This window comes from Pseudomonas sp. MDV22-iso1 (genome assembly GCF_058145095.1).
On the sequence record NZ_JBYVMF010000011.1, the window covers coordinates 62876 to 76295 of the forward strand.

At 59.7% G+C, this 13420-nt stretch carries 14 protein-coding genes; 6 read left to right on the forward strand and 8 right to left on the reverse strand.

Annotation, left to right across the window (positions count from 1 at the left end; genetic code table 11):
• The first annotated feature begins 118 nt into the window (after window positions 1-118).
• Both AC3ZVB_RS14485 and uraH read left to right on the forward strand, forming a co-directional pair.
• On the forward strand, window positions 119-622 hold the full coding sequence (locus AC3ZVB_RS14485) for a GlcG/HbpS family heme-binding protein (protein WP_490146894.1): 504 nt from the start codon (window positions 119-121) through the stop codon (window positions 620-622).
• Between the two features lie 10 nt (window positions 623-632).
• The gene (gene uraH / locus AC3ZVB_RS14490; protein ID WP_490146895.1) at window positions 633-1043 is read left to right on the forward strand and encodes a hydroxyisourate hydrolase; all 411 of its coding nucleotides are present in this window, start codon (window positions 633-635) and stop codon (window positions 1041-1043) included.
• A 67-nt stretch (window positions 1044-1110) separates the two neighbouring features.
• Here the strand turns inward: uraH and phnX are convergent, their stop codons facing one another.
• The 7 genes from phnX to phnD form a co-directional block, all read right to left on the reverse strand.
• A complete protein-coding gene (gene phnX / locus AC3ZVB_RS14495) occupies window positions 1111-1938 on the reverse strand; it encodes a phosphonoacetaldehyde hydrolase (RefSeq protein ID WP_490146896.1) in 828 nt (275 codons plus the stop codon).
• A gap of 86 nt (window positions 1939-2024) precedes the next feature.
• On the reverse strand, window positions 2025-2897 hold the full coding sequence (locus AC3ZVB_RS14500) for a LysR substrate-binding domain-containing protein (protein ID WP_490146897.1): 873 nt from the start codon (window positions 2895-2897) through the stop codon (window positions 2025-2027).
• Window positions 2898-2930: 33 nt separating this feature from the next.
• The gene (locus AC3ZVB_RS14505) at window positions 2931-4226 is read right to left on the reverse strand and encodes an MFS transporter (protein WP_490146898.1); all 1296 of its coding nucleotides are present in this window, start codon (window positions 4224-4226) and stop codon (window positions 2931-2933) included.
• A 134-nt stretch (window positions 4227-4360) separates the two neighbouring features.
• The gene (psrA, locus tag AC3ZVB_RS14510; protein ID WP_490146899.1) at window positions 4361-5452 is read right to left on the reverse strand and encodes an iron-containing alcohol dehydrogenase PsrA; all 1092 of its coding nucleotides are present in this window, start codon (window positions 5450-5452) and stop codon (window positions 4361-4363) included.
• A 136-nt stretch (window positions 5453-5588) separates the two neighbouring features.
• On the reverse strand, window positions 5589-6407 hold the full coding sequence (phnE, locus tag AC3ZVB_RS14515; protein WP_162439773.1) for a phosphonate ABC transporter, permease protein PhnE: 819 nt from the start codon (window positions 6405-6407) through the stop codon (window positions 5589-5591).
• A 2-nt stretch (window positions 6408-6409) separates the two neighbouring features.
• Window positions 6410-7207, reverse strand: a complete 798-nt coding sequence (gene phnC, locus AC3ZVB_RS14520; protein ID WP_490146900.1) for a phosphonate ABC transporter ATP-binding protein — start codon at window positions 7205-7207, stop codon at window positions 6410-6412.
• Entirely contained in the window at window positions 7204-8073 is an 870-nt protein-coding gene (gene phnD / locus AC3ZVB_RS14525) for a phosphonate ABC transporter substrate-binding protein (protein ID WP_162439771.1), read from the reverse strand. The genes phnC and phnD overlap by 4 nt, the downstream gene beginning before the upstream one ends.
• A 108-nt stretch (window positions 8074-8181) precedes the next feature.
• On the opposite strand from phnD, the gene AC3ZVB_RS14530 reads away from it, so the two are divergent.
• On the forward strand, window positions 8182-9075 hold the full coding sequence (locus AC3ZVB_RS14530) for a LysR substrate-binding domain-containing protein (protein WP_490146901.1): 894 nt from the start codon (window positions 8182-8184) through the stop codon (window positions 9073-9075).
• A 9-nt stretch (window positions 9076-9084) separates the two neighbouring features.
• Here AC3ZVB_RS14530 and AC3ZVB_RS14535 read toward each other — a convergent pair whose 3' ends face one another.
• Window positions 9085-9870 (reverse strand): helix-turn-helix transcriptional regulator, encoded by a 786-nt coding sequence (locus tag AC3ZVB_RS14535; protein ID WP_490146983.1) that lies wholly within the window; start codon window positions 9868-9870, stop codon window positions 9085-9087.
• Window positions 9871-10002: 132 nt separating this feature from the next.
• Here AC3ZVB_RS14535 and AC3ZVB_RS14540 point away from each other — a divergent pair, with 132 nt between their 5' ends.
• The 3 genes from AC3ZVB_RS14540 (at window position 10003) to AC3ZVB_RS14550 (ending at window position 13272) form a co-directional block, all read left to right on the forward strand.
• Window positions 10003-10818 (forward strand): carbon-nitrogen hydrolase family protein, encoded by an 816-nt coding sequence (locus AC3ZVB_RS14540; RefSeq protein ID WP_490146902.1) that lies wholly within the window; start codon window positions 10003-10005, stop codon window positions 10816-10818.
• 143 nt (window positions 10819-10961) lie between these two features.
• Window positions 10962-12071 (forward strand): polyamine ABC transporter substrate-binding protein, encoded by a 1110-nt coding sequence (locus tag AC3ZVB_RS14545; protein WP_490146903.1) that lies wholly within the window; start codon window positions 10962-10964, stop codon window positions 12069-12071.
• 79 nt (window positions 12072-12150) lie between these two features.
• The gene (locus AC3ZVB_RS14550) at window positions 12151-13272 is read left to right on the forward strand and encodes a DmpA family aminopeptidase (RefSeq protein WP_490146984.1); all 1122 of its coding nucleotides are present in this window, start codon (window positions 12151-12153) and stop codon (window positions 13270-13272) included.
• Window positions 13273-13420: the final 148 nt, after the last annotated feature.

The window sequence follows — 13420 nt, forward strand, 5'->3', positions numbered from 1 at the left end:
GGCCGATCTGCCGTGTTTGCACATTACAAATTGGTAATCCGCAGGCAATCATTCTGACGGAACAAGCGGTTCATTATCCCGGCCTGTTGGCCAGTCAGGCTCAGACAAGGGAAAAAACATGCGTATCACCGGATCAACCCCATGGCTGCTCGCATTGGCGATGAGCTCTACGTTTGCCGTTGCGGCCACCGATGTTCAGGTTGCGCAGCGCAAGGATGTCACGTTGGCGACGGCCAATAATCTGGCCAATGCAGCGTTGTCGGCCTGCCATGCGCAGGGGAGAACAGGTGTGGTGGCGGTCGTCGACCGTGGCGGCAATCTGGTCGCCCTGCAACGCGACGACAACGTCGGCCCGCACAACACCCTGGCGGCACAACGCAAGGCCTATACCGCCCTGTCGACCAAGACGCCCACCCGGCTGCTGGCCGAGCGTGCCCGCAGTACGGCGGACGCCGAAAACCTCAACACAGTAAGTGAGCTACTGCTGCTCGGCGGCGGTGTGCCGTTGCTGTTCGAGGGAGAAGTTATCGGCGCGCTCGGTGTCGCGGGTGCCGGCGGAGCTGCATTCGACGAAGGCTGCGCACTGGCCGCCATTGCAAAAATCCTACCGACCACTCACTGAAGAGATGAACATGAACGTATTGAAGTTGTTTTTTGCAGGCGCCGTATTGAGCATTCTGTCTTCGCTGGCATCGGCAGCGGCCAATCCCCTGAGCGTTCACGTGCTGAACCTGCAGGACGGACTGCCATCCCCGGACGTTAACGTGACCCTGGAAAAGAAGAATGGCCAGGGCTGGGAGATGCTCAATACCGCATCGACCAACGAACAAGGCCGTATCCCGGCGTTCTATCCAGAGGGCAAGGCGCTGGAGAAAGGCATTTACCGCGTCACGTTCAAAACCGGTGAATGGTTTACAGCACACAAAATTGCCAGCTTCTTTCCGGAAGTCCCGGTCATTTTCGAAGTGGACGGCACGGTGCCGCACTACCACATTCCGTTGCTGCTCAGCCCGTATGGCTTTTCCACTTACCGTGGGAATTGAGGGGCTAGCGACAGGTTTTGAGTCGTGGCCGTCCGCCGGGACGGCCACTGTCATTGCCCTGGCAGGCTCAGGAACCTTGAGGGGTTTCACCGCGCGCCAGACGCGAGTTGATGTCTTCAATGACCGCCGGCAAATCGACGATGGTGTCGATCAGGTAATGCGGGCGAGCGCCTTCGAACATCTTGATGATGCGGCTGCGTTCTTCTGCCAGTTGGTCGGCGGGCAAAGCCTTGTACTGTTCGTAGGTTAAACCCAGGGCATTGCCCGAGCACGTCAGCGCAACCGTCCACATGCCGGCGCTGCGACCTTCGAGGATGCCGGGCCAGGTGTCATCGACCTTGACGCAAGCGGCGACGTCGCTGATGCCCAGGGCGATCACGTTAGCCAGCGCCTGGGCCGGGTGTGGGCGGCCATTAGGCACTTCGTCGGTCGCTACCACGTGGTCGGCGACGTAGCCGTTGTGGCGCGCCAGCTCCACCACTTTTTCCATGACGACCGCCGGATAACCCGAACAGGAACCGATTTTCAAACCCTGTTCGCGCAGTGCATCGATGGTGTTCAAGGCACCGGGAATCAGCGCCGAATGCAGCGCGATCTTCTCGATTTGCAGTGGCATGAATCGTTCATACAGTGCGGTGACGTCTTCATCGGTCGGCAGGCGATCAAACACCGCGCGGTAGCGTTCGGCGATCTGTGGCTGGTTGCACAGCGTGCGGATGTGGTCCCACTTACCCATGCCCATGGGGCCGCGCGCTTCCTCGAGGGAAACCGCGACGCCAAACTCGGCGAAGGCTTCGACGAAGATTTGCGTAGGGGCGAAGGAACCGAAATCGACGACGGTGCCTGCCCAGTCCAGGACCACGGCTTGCAGTTGTGCAGGTTGTTGGTAATGCATGGTGAATCTCCACGTTTGGGTAGGGGAAGGCCGTCCCTCTCAACAGTGAGAAGTAGGCGTATCGAGTGCTGAAGTGCCTTACAGAATCAAATAACGACGGTTGAACCCGCGTCGAACAACTCCGAAATCATTGGCCGGTTTCTGCGAATACCGAGGCAGCACAGGTGGTAGTCGATGGAAAACGGGTGATTTACAAACGTGATCGGTTTTGTACCGGGGGTTTCGGTGTACTCGACGGCAGAGACAAACCCGATGCCGATGCCCTTGGCGATGGCATGCACGATGGCTTCGCGGCTGTTCAACTGCATCACGCAGTTGAGCGAAACGTCGAGGCGCTTGCAGCTTTCCTCCACCAGCTGACGAGTGCGTGAGCTTTTCTCCCGAAGCACCCATTTCTCGTTGCTGATCTGCTCGACGTGCACCTCTTTCTGACTGGCCCAGGGGTGGTCTTCGCGCACGACGGCAATGATCGGGTAGCGCCGATAAAGCTGCGTATCAAAACGCTCATCAAATTCGGACAACGCCAGAATTGCCACATCAATGTCGAAGTTGAAGAGCCGGTCCAGCGTCTCCTTTTCAGGTGAAAACGAGGTCTCGAGTTCGATGTCGGGGTGGCGCTGCATCAGTTCATACGTCAGGTTCATCGCGATGGGCGGGGACACGGCCCCCAAGCGCAACATGCCTGTCTTGCGTAGCTTGAAGCTTTGTAAAAGTTGCACGGCTTCATCCTCTTGGCCGAACAGGCCCTGGGTGATCGCATACAGCTTGTGGCCCGCCGAACTCATTTCGATATAGCGGCCGCGACGGTGGAACAGTTCTACGGAAAATTTCTTTTCCAGCGCGTTGACCTGCTCGCTGACTGTCGGCTGGCCGACGCTCAGGTACTCGGCGGCGAGGGTGAAACTGCCGGTCTTCGCTACCGCATGAAAAGAACGTAGCCACTTGTGGTACTGGTACATAAAAGTTCCTGTTCCTGAGCCGCAAACCTGTGCTCAACGCCGGATGAACAGCGCGACCACTGCGCTGCAAAGGCAGGCGGTCGTGACCACGACGAAGATCAACGACGTATTGCCGGTACTGTCGAGCATACTGCCGATCAGGGGTTCCGCCAGGCCGGCGAACAGATAGGACGAAAAGTTCATCACGCCAGTTGCCGTGCCGGCACGCTTGGCTCCGACCAGGTCAGGGCAGAGCGCCCAGAAACTCGACGCCGGGCCGTAGACAAAGAAGCCGCAGAGGAACAACGCGATAAGTCCAGTGGCGCTGTGCGGTGCAAGGGTCCACATCCACAGGCTGGTGGCGGCGCCGAGCACCATGTAGAGCATGATCGCCAGGTAGCGTTTGGAGCCGAACAGTTTGTCCGAAATCCAGCCATTGCTCAGTGCGCCGATGGCCATGCCGACCGGCAGGGCAACGGTGATCCACTTCGGATCGATCATGCTGTCGCCGGTCTTCCAGTCGGCACCCAGAAAGTGCACCGGTACCCAGACGATCAGGCCATAGCGAGCGGCGTTCTGGAAACCCAGGGACACCGCGGCAATGATCAGGCGGAAGTTTTTCAGAACGGCTTTGTAGCGTTGGGCAGAGGTCTCGACTTCGCCATGGGCCACTTCGTGGTTCTTGTCATCGGCGTTAGCGACCCCGGTGTCTGCGGGTGGCTCGAAGCCCATGTCCTGCGGACGTTCCCGTGCCACCAGATAGAAGATGATCCCGCCCGCCAGCATCAACAGCACGGGCAACCGAAAGATCCAGCGCCACTCCAGGTGCATCACCTCAAGCACCACGATCGAGGTCACATAGGACAGGACCGAGGCGCAACCGGCGGCGAACACATACAAGCCATACACCTTGCCGCGCTCACCGGCACTCCACCAGTTGGAGATCAGTCGACTGCCCGGCGCCCACCCCAATGCCTGGAAATAACCGTTGATGCCCCAGGGCAGGATCAATGCGGCGAAATTGCTGGCGAAGCTGGTCACCCAGTTGGCGGCGCAGGACAACACGGCACCGGCGGTCATGATGCGGCGACCACCGTATTTATCGGCCAGGTTACCGTTGATGGCCTGACCGATGGCATACGCCCACAGCATGGCGGCCGATACCCATCCGAGGTGTTCCTTGGTAAAACCGAATTCGGCCTGAATGCCCGGAATGGCGAAACCGAAGGTTTGCCGACCGGTGTAGAAAAACAGATAGCAGAACATCGCCGCCAGCAACATGCGCCATTGAGCGACTCGGAATGAGGCGGTGCGTTCAGCGAGAGCAGGCATGGTTTGAGCACGATTCATGATCTTTTCCTTATTATTGTTCGCTCTCACCTATTGGTGTCGGCGGATGCACTCTTTTCTGAGGGGTGCAGGAAATCGTCGCGGCTCGTCATGCCGCTGACAGTGCTTGTCGGGTGTTCAGTGCCGGGTGGGCTCTACGCGGCTTTGGAGCCGATAAAGTTTTTGCCCCGAGCACCTTGCATGGCGAAGAGAATCATTTGCTCGGCTTGCTCTGCCGTCACGCCATAGTCGGAAAACTCGGTTTTCACGCCCAGGCTGTGCAGGAATTCACGCAGCTGATCCTGGGCTTTGTCCAGGTCGTTACCGAAAATTCGTTGCAGAGTACGGTCGCGCGCGGCGTCGTGCCCCCAGGCCAGGCCTAGCACCAGCGGCAACGTGAAGGAGCAGGCGATGCCGTGCGGCAGGCCGTAATGCAGCGTCATCTCGTAGGAGATGGAGTGGGCGAGGGCGGTCTTGGTGTTGGAAAACGCCAGTCCTGCCTTGAGGGCGGCCAAAGCCATGCGAGAGCGCAATTCCTTGTTGGACAGATCGCGACGCAGGAGCGGCAGGCATTCGAGGATGTCCGCAATGGCGGAGATGGCGAAGGTGTCCGAAACCGGGTTGGCATTGATGTTCCAGACCGACTCCAGCGCATGCGACAAGGCATCCAGCCCGGTAGAGACGGTGACGCCGCCAGGCACGGTCAGCATCAGCTGCGGGTCGACAATCGCGACTTTGGGCCAGGTGCACTCAAGGTGCAGCGAGTATTTTTTGTGGCTGGCCGAATCCCAGATCGTCGCCCAAGGTGTCACTTCGCTGCCGGTACCCGCCGTGGTGGGCGCCGCGATCAGTATCTTGCTGCGCGCCGGGACGAAGGGCTTGCCGGTGGCCAGCAACGCGAGCAACTCATCAAAGTGCCCCGACTCAGTGCCCACGATCAACGCCTTGGCGGTATCGATGGCACTGCCGCCACCGACGGCGATGACCGCGTGGCAGTCGCCGGCTTCCTGCCAGAAACGTTCATAGGTATCACGCAGCTGGGCCACGTCAGGGTTAGGCTGGACATCTTCGATCACATACACCAGGCGGTCGCCTAGCAGGTCCTGGATGCGATCGACCAAACCCAGCCCACGCGCCTCGGGGAAGGTCACGAGGGCGACTGTCTGGTGTTCAGTGATGTCGGCAAGTTGATGCAGGCTGCCCCAGCCGAATCGGGTATCAACTGGATTGTGGAATCGGGCGATCATGGCGGGTCCTTGGTTTTTGTTGTTGGAAGTGGCCCCATACTCGGGGCGCTTCAACAACAGCTCAAATCGATAATTCGCAGGCGTTAATCGGCTGAGCCGATACTGGATTCAATGTGCGTGTTTGCCGGGCAAGTGTTCAGCTGTGAGCGCCACGCTGGATCGCGTTGCGCAATCGCCCCGACACTGCGTCAGCGACGATCACCATGAGCGTGATGACGATGATGCAGGTGGCCGTTTCCTGATACTTGAAAAGCTTCAGGCTGCTCACCAGCTCGAATCCGAGCCCGCCGGCACCGACCATGCCGAGTACCGTCGCCGAACGTAAATTGACTTCGAAGCGGTACAGCACCACTGCAATCCAGGCGGTGATGACCTGCGGCAGAACCCCAAAAACGATGACCTGCAAGGGCCGTGCACCGGTCGCCTGAAGCGCTTCGATCGGGCCTTGGTCGATCTCTTCGATGCTCTCGGCAAAGAATTTTCCGAGCATGCCCACGCCATGCAACGCCAGCGCCAGCACGCCGGGGAAGGGCCCCAGGCCTACCGCCGAGACAAATATCAGGGCCAGAATCAGTTCATTGATGCTGCGAGTGACATTCAGAAATTGCCGGGTTGTATGGAAGACCAGCCGGTTCCTGCTCAGGTTGCGGGCCGCTAGAAATGACAGCGGAATGGCCATCAACACACCGAGCAATGTGCCCCAAATGGCGATCTGCAGGGTCTCCACGGCGGGCGCCAACAGGCGAGGAAGAATGCTCAGGTCGGGTGGAACAGTGCGTGCCAGGAAATCACCAATTTGTGGCAATCCGGCCGCGAGTTCCCCGACGCTTAATTGCGCGCCGGTGGCGCTCCAGTGCAGGGTCAGAATCACCGCCAGCACGATTGCGCCCGTGGACAACCAGCCACGGGGGCCGCGAGGCAGGTCCACCGTCCACAGATAAGGTTGCTGTTTCATGCTCAAACCCTCAGTTGCGCGCAAGGGATTATCAGTTCGCCCGCTTTCGCGGAGGTGCTTGGGGCTTGCGTTGTCTGGCCGGGGTAAATGCGCTGCAAGTCGTCTTCGGTCAGGCTGGAGGCGGTACCGTCAAACACCAGTTTTCCGTGGGCCAGGCCGACGATTCGGTCGCCAAACTCTCGTGCGTAATCGACCTGATGCAGGTTGCACAACACCGTAATCCCCAGTTCCCGCGTGGCGTCGCGTAAATACTGCAGCACCAGTCGCGCCGTCTTTGGGTCGAGACTGGCCACCGGTTCGTCCGCCAGAATCACTTTTGGGCGTTGTGCCAGGGCTCGGGCGATGCCCACGCGTTGCATCTGCCCTCCGGACAGGGCATCGGTCCGTTCGTGGGCTTTATGCGCCAGCTCGACGCGCTCCAGGCACTGCATGGCCAACGCCACTTCCTCGCGTCGAAACAACTGCAGGATCGAGGTGAGCGTTGATACCGCGCCGAGGCAGCCGGTCAGTACATTCTTCAATACGCTGAGACGTGGCACGACGTTGTGGTGCTGAAAAATCATCGCCGCCTGGCGTCGCAGAACAGCGGTGTCGCGGCAGGCCAGTGCGTCAATACCCGCCACCGAGAGCGTCCCGGAATCGGCCTGGACCAGTCGGTTGATACACCGCAGCAACGTCGATTTACCCGCGCCGGACTGCCCCAGCACCACCACGAATTCTCCCGCTTGCACCTCCAGGTCGATCCCGCGCAAAACCGGGTTGGCTCCGTAGTGCTTGGTCAGTTGGCGGATGCTGATCATTTGAGCCTCCGCAGGTCGAGGTCGAGCACCTTGGCGGTTTCGCGGACGACGTCGTAAGCAGCATCATTCGTGGGCTGGAAGCCATCCAGTTGGCCCTGGTCACCCCACGGCACGTCCTTGATCGAGGCCAGTGCCGCGGCGACTTTTTGCTTGAGCGCCGGGTCGAGGTTCTTGCGCCAGACCATGGGCGATTCCGGGATCGGACGAGAACTCCACACCACCTGGAAGTCGTCCTGCTTCACCAGTCCTCGGGCCACGGCATTGGCCAGAATGCGGTCGGCGACGGCGGCGGCATCCACCTTGCCGTTGGCTACCGCGAGGATGCTGGCGTCGTGGGAGCCGGAGAAAATCACCCGTGAAAACAGTTTGGCGGGATCAAAACCTGCCTGTTCCAGTCCGGCTTTGGGGAACAGATGACCCGAGGCAGAGCTGGGATCGACAAACGCGAAGGTGTGATTCTTCAGATCCGACAGTTGCTGAATGCCGCTGTCCTTGCGAGCAAGGATCAAGCTCTTGTAGGCGCTCTGACCGGTTTTTTTGGTGACGGCTACTGCGAACGCGTCGACGTCTGCTACCGACGTTGCCAGCACGTAGGAGAAAGGGCCGAGGTAGGCCACGTCCAGTTTGCCCGCGCGCAGGGCTTCGATGATGCCGTTGTAGTCCGTGGCGACGAAGGGTTCGACGGGCATGCCGAGTTTGTCTTCAAGGCTGGCGAGCACCAACTTGCTCGACTCGATCATCGCTTGGGAGTCTTCCGACGGGATCAGGCCAATTCTCAATTTTTCGTTCGCGACCGCATTGCAGGCAGCGCTGATTGAGAGGCAGGCAACAGCGGCGACACGTAAAAATCTGGAGAAGTTGTTCATGGCATTCCAGGAGTGGGTTGGAGTTGCCACAGGCTAGAAATGTCACGTGACAGTCATACGATCAATTCAATATGGGTTTTTGCAGCTAAGTATTGATGGAGTCTATGGATGTCGACCGCCAAGATGCGTGCCTTCCTTGCCGTGGCACGTCACGGAAGTTTCAGTGCCGGCGCGCGGGCACTCGGGCTCAGCCAACCCACGCTCACCACACAGGTCCAGAGCATGGAGCGGCAATACAACCTGGAGCTGTTCCATCGTCGCGGGCGGCGCATTGAATTGTCCGATGTCGGGCGGCAATTACTGCCGATTGCCCAGGCGATGGCGGCACTGGATCTGGATGCACACAACCTGCTGCGCGACTCCGGTCGGCTTGACAGTGGTCAGCTCAAGTTGGGGGCGGTGGGGCCTTTTCATGTGATCGAGATGGTCGATCACTACCTTCAGCAGCATCCGCGCATCGACGTGTCCATACGGGTGGGCAACTCGGCGCAGGTGCTGGCCGATCTCGAAAGTTACGTGACGGATATCGCGGTACTTGCCGGACGGCACGATGATCCAGGACTCTGCGCCGTGCATTACGCGCGTCACGCCATCATCCTGTTTGCCCACCATGAACATCCTTTCGCACACCGCGATTCAGTGCGACTCGAGGAGCTGGAAGGGCAGCGCCTGCTGCAACGAGAGCCCGGCTCCACAACGCGTCTGGTTTTGGAGCAGGCCTTGATGGCGGCACAGGTGGTGCCTCGTATCGCCATGGAAATCGGCAGTCGTGAGGCACTGCGTGAGGCTGTCGTGCGCGGGATCGGACTGGGGGTGGTCTCCGAAGCGGAGTTCATCGCCGACCCTCGTATTCGCACGATCCGCATCGAAGGCGATCCGCTGTACACCGAGACCTACCTGTATTGCCTGGCCGAACGCCGCTCCAGTCGACTGATCACCTCGTTTTTTGATGTGGTGCTGTCGGCGGAGGTGACAAACCCGCATCAGGTCGGCGGGTATTGAGCGGCGGCCTCAGCTCTGCGCATTCAAGAACAGTGAGAACAGCTCGGTCTGGGATTTGATGCCGAGCTTGCTGTACATGTGCTTGCGATGGACCTTCACCGTCTCGGCAGAAATCGCCAGCTTGCGCGCGATTTCCTTGTTCGAGCAGCCGCTGAGCATCAGCCGGCCGACTTCCAGCTCGCGGGCGGAAAGCGGCGTTTCCAACTGTTGATCAGTGGAGTCCAGCAGGCTCTGCCAGCCGGGTGTCGGCGCCGCGTTCTGCTCCAGCGTTTCGCGCTCGAATGCCGTGCGCTGACGCATCAACGCGGCCACCCAGGGCTGGATGAGGTTGAGCAGTGCGGCCTGCTCTGCACTGAAGCGACACTCACTGCCCAGTGACAGGCTGAGGGTGCGTTCCGCGTCGAGCTGGACGTTGATATGAACTTCGTCCGCAACGATATTCAGGCGGAAGTAGCGCTGGTAGTAGTCGGTTTGTTCGAAGCACTCCGGCGCCACGTCGGCGAGCCAAAACAGACCGTTTTGCGGTGCTTCCCGATTAGCCAGGTAAAAGGGGTCGAGCAGATACAGACCTTTGAGGTAATCCTGAAAGAGCGGATCTGGTCCGCCATCCTTGCCCGGGCATTCTGCGAGCACCTGCGGACGGCCATTACTGAAAATCAGCACGACCCAGCTGTCCACCGGAATGTACCTGTCCAACTGACGCACCAGGGCCAGCCAGAAACCGGGACGGTCGAGTGCCTCGATCAGCCTGCCAATCGCCTGGTGCCAGGCCATGTCCTGCAAGGTAATGCTCACGTTTCTACCCATACGGGGTTACCCCATCGATGTGATTACTTTCCGCTTTATGGCTCTCCATACTCCATTCAGCCCTGGCGGGTGCTTTCAGGTTGGCGATTGCGAGTTTACAGACACGTGAAAGGATCACTGATGAAGATTGAGCTTGTACAAATTAACGGTCGCGATGGCGATACCGCTTATAACCTGGCGCGTACCTTAGAGGCCATCGCTACCTGCGCAGCGGACACCGATCTGCTGATTTTTCCAGAGACCCAGTTGATGGGGTTTGCCAGCGCGCAACAGCTCCCTGAAGTCGCCGAGCCGCTGAACGGGTCAAGCGTGCAGGCCGTGCAACGCGCCGTATGCGAACGGAACGTCTCAGTCGTGGTGGGGCTGGCCGAGAATGACGCCGGAACGTTCTACAACACGTCCTTGCTGGTGACCCCGGAAGGGATCGCCTTGCGTTATCGCAAGACGCACCTTTGGCCGTCCGAGCGCGGCCTGTTCCAGCCAGGCGACCGTTATGTCACTGCGCTCTGGAAGGGCATCCGGGTCGGCATCCTGATCTGTTACGACATTGAGTTGCCGGAGAGTGCCCGGGCGCTCGGCCAGCTTGGCGCCGAGTTGATACTGGTGACGAACGGCAACATGGACCCTTACGGCCCTGTCCACCGCACCGCGATCATGGCTCGCGCTCAGGAAAACCAGGCATTTGCGGTGATGGTAAATCGAGTCGGCGGCGGCGATGAAGGCCTGGTTTTTGCCGGTGGCAGCGCCGCCATCGACCCCTTCGGACGCACGTTGTTCGAAGCAGGGCGCGAAGAGTGCCGTCAGGTGGTGGAGCTGGATCTGGAGTTGCTCCGCACCGCCCGCCGCGACTACGACTACCTGCGTGATCGCCGCCTGCATCTGAGCGGCGAGCAGATCGAACACGACGATGGTCGACGGGAACTACTGATCCCCTGATGCAGGCGCGAGGGGCAGAACCACACCACAGCGAGTGTTGCGCCTCACCGCCGATTTTGACGCTGCCACAACAATAATTCACACACCAGCAGGAGCAGTGTCCGGACCCCTGGACTCGGCACTAACGCTCTGGAGCATCCCTCATGAAACCCATTCGCTGCATGCAATTTGCGCTGGCCTCACTGTTCAGTTTCGGCCTGGTCTGCGCCGAAGCCGATGAGGCTGACAAGCGCAGTGTTCATATCTACAACTGGTATGACTACATCGCCCCGAACACCATGAAAGACTTCGAAAAAGAAGCGGGCGTCAGCGCTGTGTACGATGTGTTCGACAACAGCGACGTCATGCAAAGCAAACTCATGGCTGGCCGCAGCGGCTACGACGTGGTGGTGGCGAGTGGTGACCTGCTACCGAACCTGATCAAAGCGGGCGTGCTGAAAAAACTCGATCGCTCGAAGCTGCCCAACTGGTCTCACCTTGACCCGGATATCCTCGCCAAGTTGCACAGCAACGACCCGGAAAACAGCTATGCGGCCCCTTATCTGTGGGGTACCACGGGCATCGGCTATGACGCGGACAAGGTCAAATCGATACTCGGCGCTGATGCGCCGGTCAATTCCTGGGACCTGATTTTCAAGGAAGAAAACCTGGCCAAACTCAGTCAATGCGGTGTGGCCATGCTGGACGCGCCCAGCGAAGTTATTCCCATCGCGTTGCACTACCTCGGACTGCCCTATAACAGCCAGAACCCGGACGATTACAAAAAAGCCCAGGCGCTGCTGCTGAAGCTGCGTCCACACATCGTCTACTTCGATTCGTCCAAGTTCATCTCTGATCTGGCCAATGGCAACATCTGCGTGGTGCTGGGCTGGGCGGGTGGCGTCGCGGATGCACAGAAAGCCTCCGAGCTGGCGGGCAACGATCGCAAGCTCGTCTACAGCATTCCTCGCGAAGGTGCACCGGTGTGGGTGGAGAGTCTGGTGCAGCTCAACGATGCGCCAAACCCGGAGCAAGGCTTGGCCTTCATCAACTACATGCTGCGCCCTGAAGTCATTGCCGATTCATCCAACTACCTGAGCTATCCCAACGCCAACAAGGACGCCACCGCGCTGGTCGAGAAGAAGATCCGCGACAACCCGGGGGTGTATCCATCCAAAGAAGTCATGGACACGCTGTTCCCGCTGGAGCCTCTCCCGCTGAAGATGGAACGCGTACGAACCCGCACCTGGAACACGGTCAAGACCGGCGCTTGATGGGTAGACACGATTTCTGCTGATGGTCAGCCACGACCATCGTAAAAAAACAAACAAGAGAACGATCATGAAAGAGACGATGAAGCCACGTGCCCGCGATTTGAATATTCAGTTCGGCCAATTGCAACCCGGTCCCCTCAATGCCATCACCGATGTGCCGGGCGTACGGGTCGGTCACAGCAATGTGCGAGGACGCACCGCGAACGGTCGCGACATCCTGACGGGTGTCACGGTCATCGAACCCCGTGCCGGTTCCACCAGCCAGCAACCGTGTTTTGCCGGCGTCCATGTGTTGAACGGCAACGGCGACGCCACCGGCCTGGAGTGGATTCGCGAGGCCGGCCTGTTGACCAGCCCGATTGCCTTCACCAACACCCACAGCCTGGGCGTGGTGCGTGACGCACTGATCGTGGTGGACCGCGAGCAGCAGCCGGAAGACGGGCGGCTCTACTGGAACATGCCGGTGGTGCTGGAGACCTTTGACGGGTTGCTCAACGACATCAACGGCTTTCACGTCAAGGTCGAGCACGTGGCCGAAGCGGTGCGCTCGGCGGTGGGTGGTCCGGTCGCTGAGGGCAATGTCGGTGGCGGCAGCGGCATGATCTGCCACGAATTCAAGGGCGGCATTGGCACCGCGTCACGGCGTCTGAGTGCTGCGCAGGGCGGCTGGACCGTTGGCGCCATCGTCCAGGCCAACCACGGCATCCGCAATGAACTGCGCGTCGACGGCTACCCGGTCGGACGCTACATGGAACAGATCGACTCGCCGTTCCTCAAGGCTTCGCTGCCGCACCCGGGCATGGGTTCGATCGTCGTGTGCCTGGCCACCGACGCGCCGTTGTTGCCGCACCAATGTACGCGGCTGGCGCAACGGGCCAGCCTCGGCCTTGCCCGCACCGGTGGTGGAAATGAAGACCACAGCGGCGACATCTTCATCGCCTTTGCCACCGGTAACCAGGTGCCGCCGGCCGCTTATGAGCGCAAGCGCGCACCGACCACCGACCACCTGAGCATGGTCAACAACGACCACATCAGCGAGCTGTTCCTGGCCGCCACCGAAGCGGTGGAAGAAGCCATTATCAATGCCTTGTTAGCTGCGGATACCGCAGAAGGTAACGGCCACGCCGTGCCGGGACTGGACCGTGAGACGCTGCTCAACGCCTTGCATCGGGCTGGGTGGCCGGGAGTGGTGAAGGGTTAACTGATCCAGTGATGGTGAGGTGGTGAGCCTGTTTGGCCCTAAACCTGTGGTAAGGGGATTTTATCTGTGGTGAGGGAATTTATCTGTGGTAAGGGGATTTATCTGTGGCGAACGGATTTATCTGTGGTGGGGGGATTTAGCTGTGGTG

What these genes read in the sequence shown, in the direction of transcription:
- AC3ZVB_RS14485 (WP_490146894.1), top strand. Translation starts at nt 119, where the DNA reads ATGCGTATCACCGGATCAACCCCATGGCTGCTCGCATTGGCGATGAGC.
- uraH (WP_490146895.1), top strand. Translation starts at nt 633, where the DNA reads ATGAACGTATTGAAGTTGTTTTTTGCAGGCGCCGTATTGAGCATTCTG.
- phnX (WP_490146896.1), bottom strand. Translation starts at nt 1,938, where the DNA reads ATGCATTACCAACAACCTGCACAACTGCAAGCCGTGGTCCTGGACTGG.
- AC3ZVB_RS14500 (WP_490146897.1), bottom strand. Translation starts at nt 2,897, where the DNA reads ATGTACCAGTACCACAAGTGGCTACGTTCTTTTCATGCGGTAGCGAAG.
- AC3ZVB_RS14505 (WP_490146898.1), bottom strand. Translation starts at nt 4,226, where the DNA reads ATGAATCGTGCTCAAACCATGCCTGCTCTCGCTGAACGCACCGCCTCA.
- psrA (WP_490146899.1), bottom strand. Translation starts at nt 5,452, where the DNA reads ATGATCGCCCGATTCCACAATCCAGTTGATACCCGATTCGGCTGGGGC.
- phnE (WP_162439773.1), bottom strand. Translation starts at nt 6,407, where the DNA reads ATGAAACAGCAACCTTATCTGTGGACGGTGGACCTGCCTCGCGGCCCC.
- phnC (WP_490146900.1), bottom strand. Translation starts at nt 7,207, where the DNA reads ATGATCAGCATCCGCCAACTGACCAAGCACTACGGAGCCAACCCGGTT.
- phnD (WP_162439771.1), bottom strand. Translation starts at nt 8,073, where the DNA reads ATGAACAACTTCTCCAGATTTTTACGTGTCGCCGCTGTTGCCTGCCTC.
- AC3ZVB_RS14530 (WP_490146901.1), top strand. Translation starts at nt 8,182, where the DNA reads ATGTCGACCGCCAAGATGCGTGCCTTCCTTGCCGTGGCACGTCACGGA.
- AC3ZVB_RS14540 (WP_490146902.1), top strand. Translation starts at nt 10,003, where the DNA reads ATGAAGATTGAGCTTGTACAAATTAACGGTCGCGATGGCGATACCGCT.
- AC3ZVB_RS14545 (WP_490146903.1), top strand. Translation starts at nt 10,962, where the DNA reads ATGAAACCCATTCGCTGCATGCAATTTGCGCTGGCCTCACTGTTCAGT.
- AC3ZVB_RS14550 (WP_490146984.1), top strand. Translation starts at nt 12,151, where the DNA reads ATGAAGCCACGTGCCCGCGATTTGAATATTCAGTTCGGCCAATTGCAA.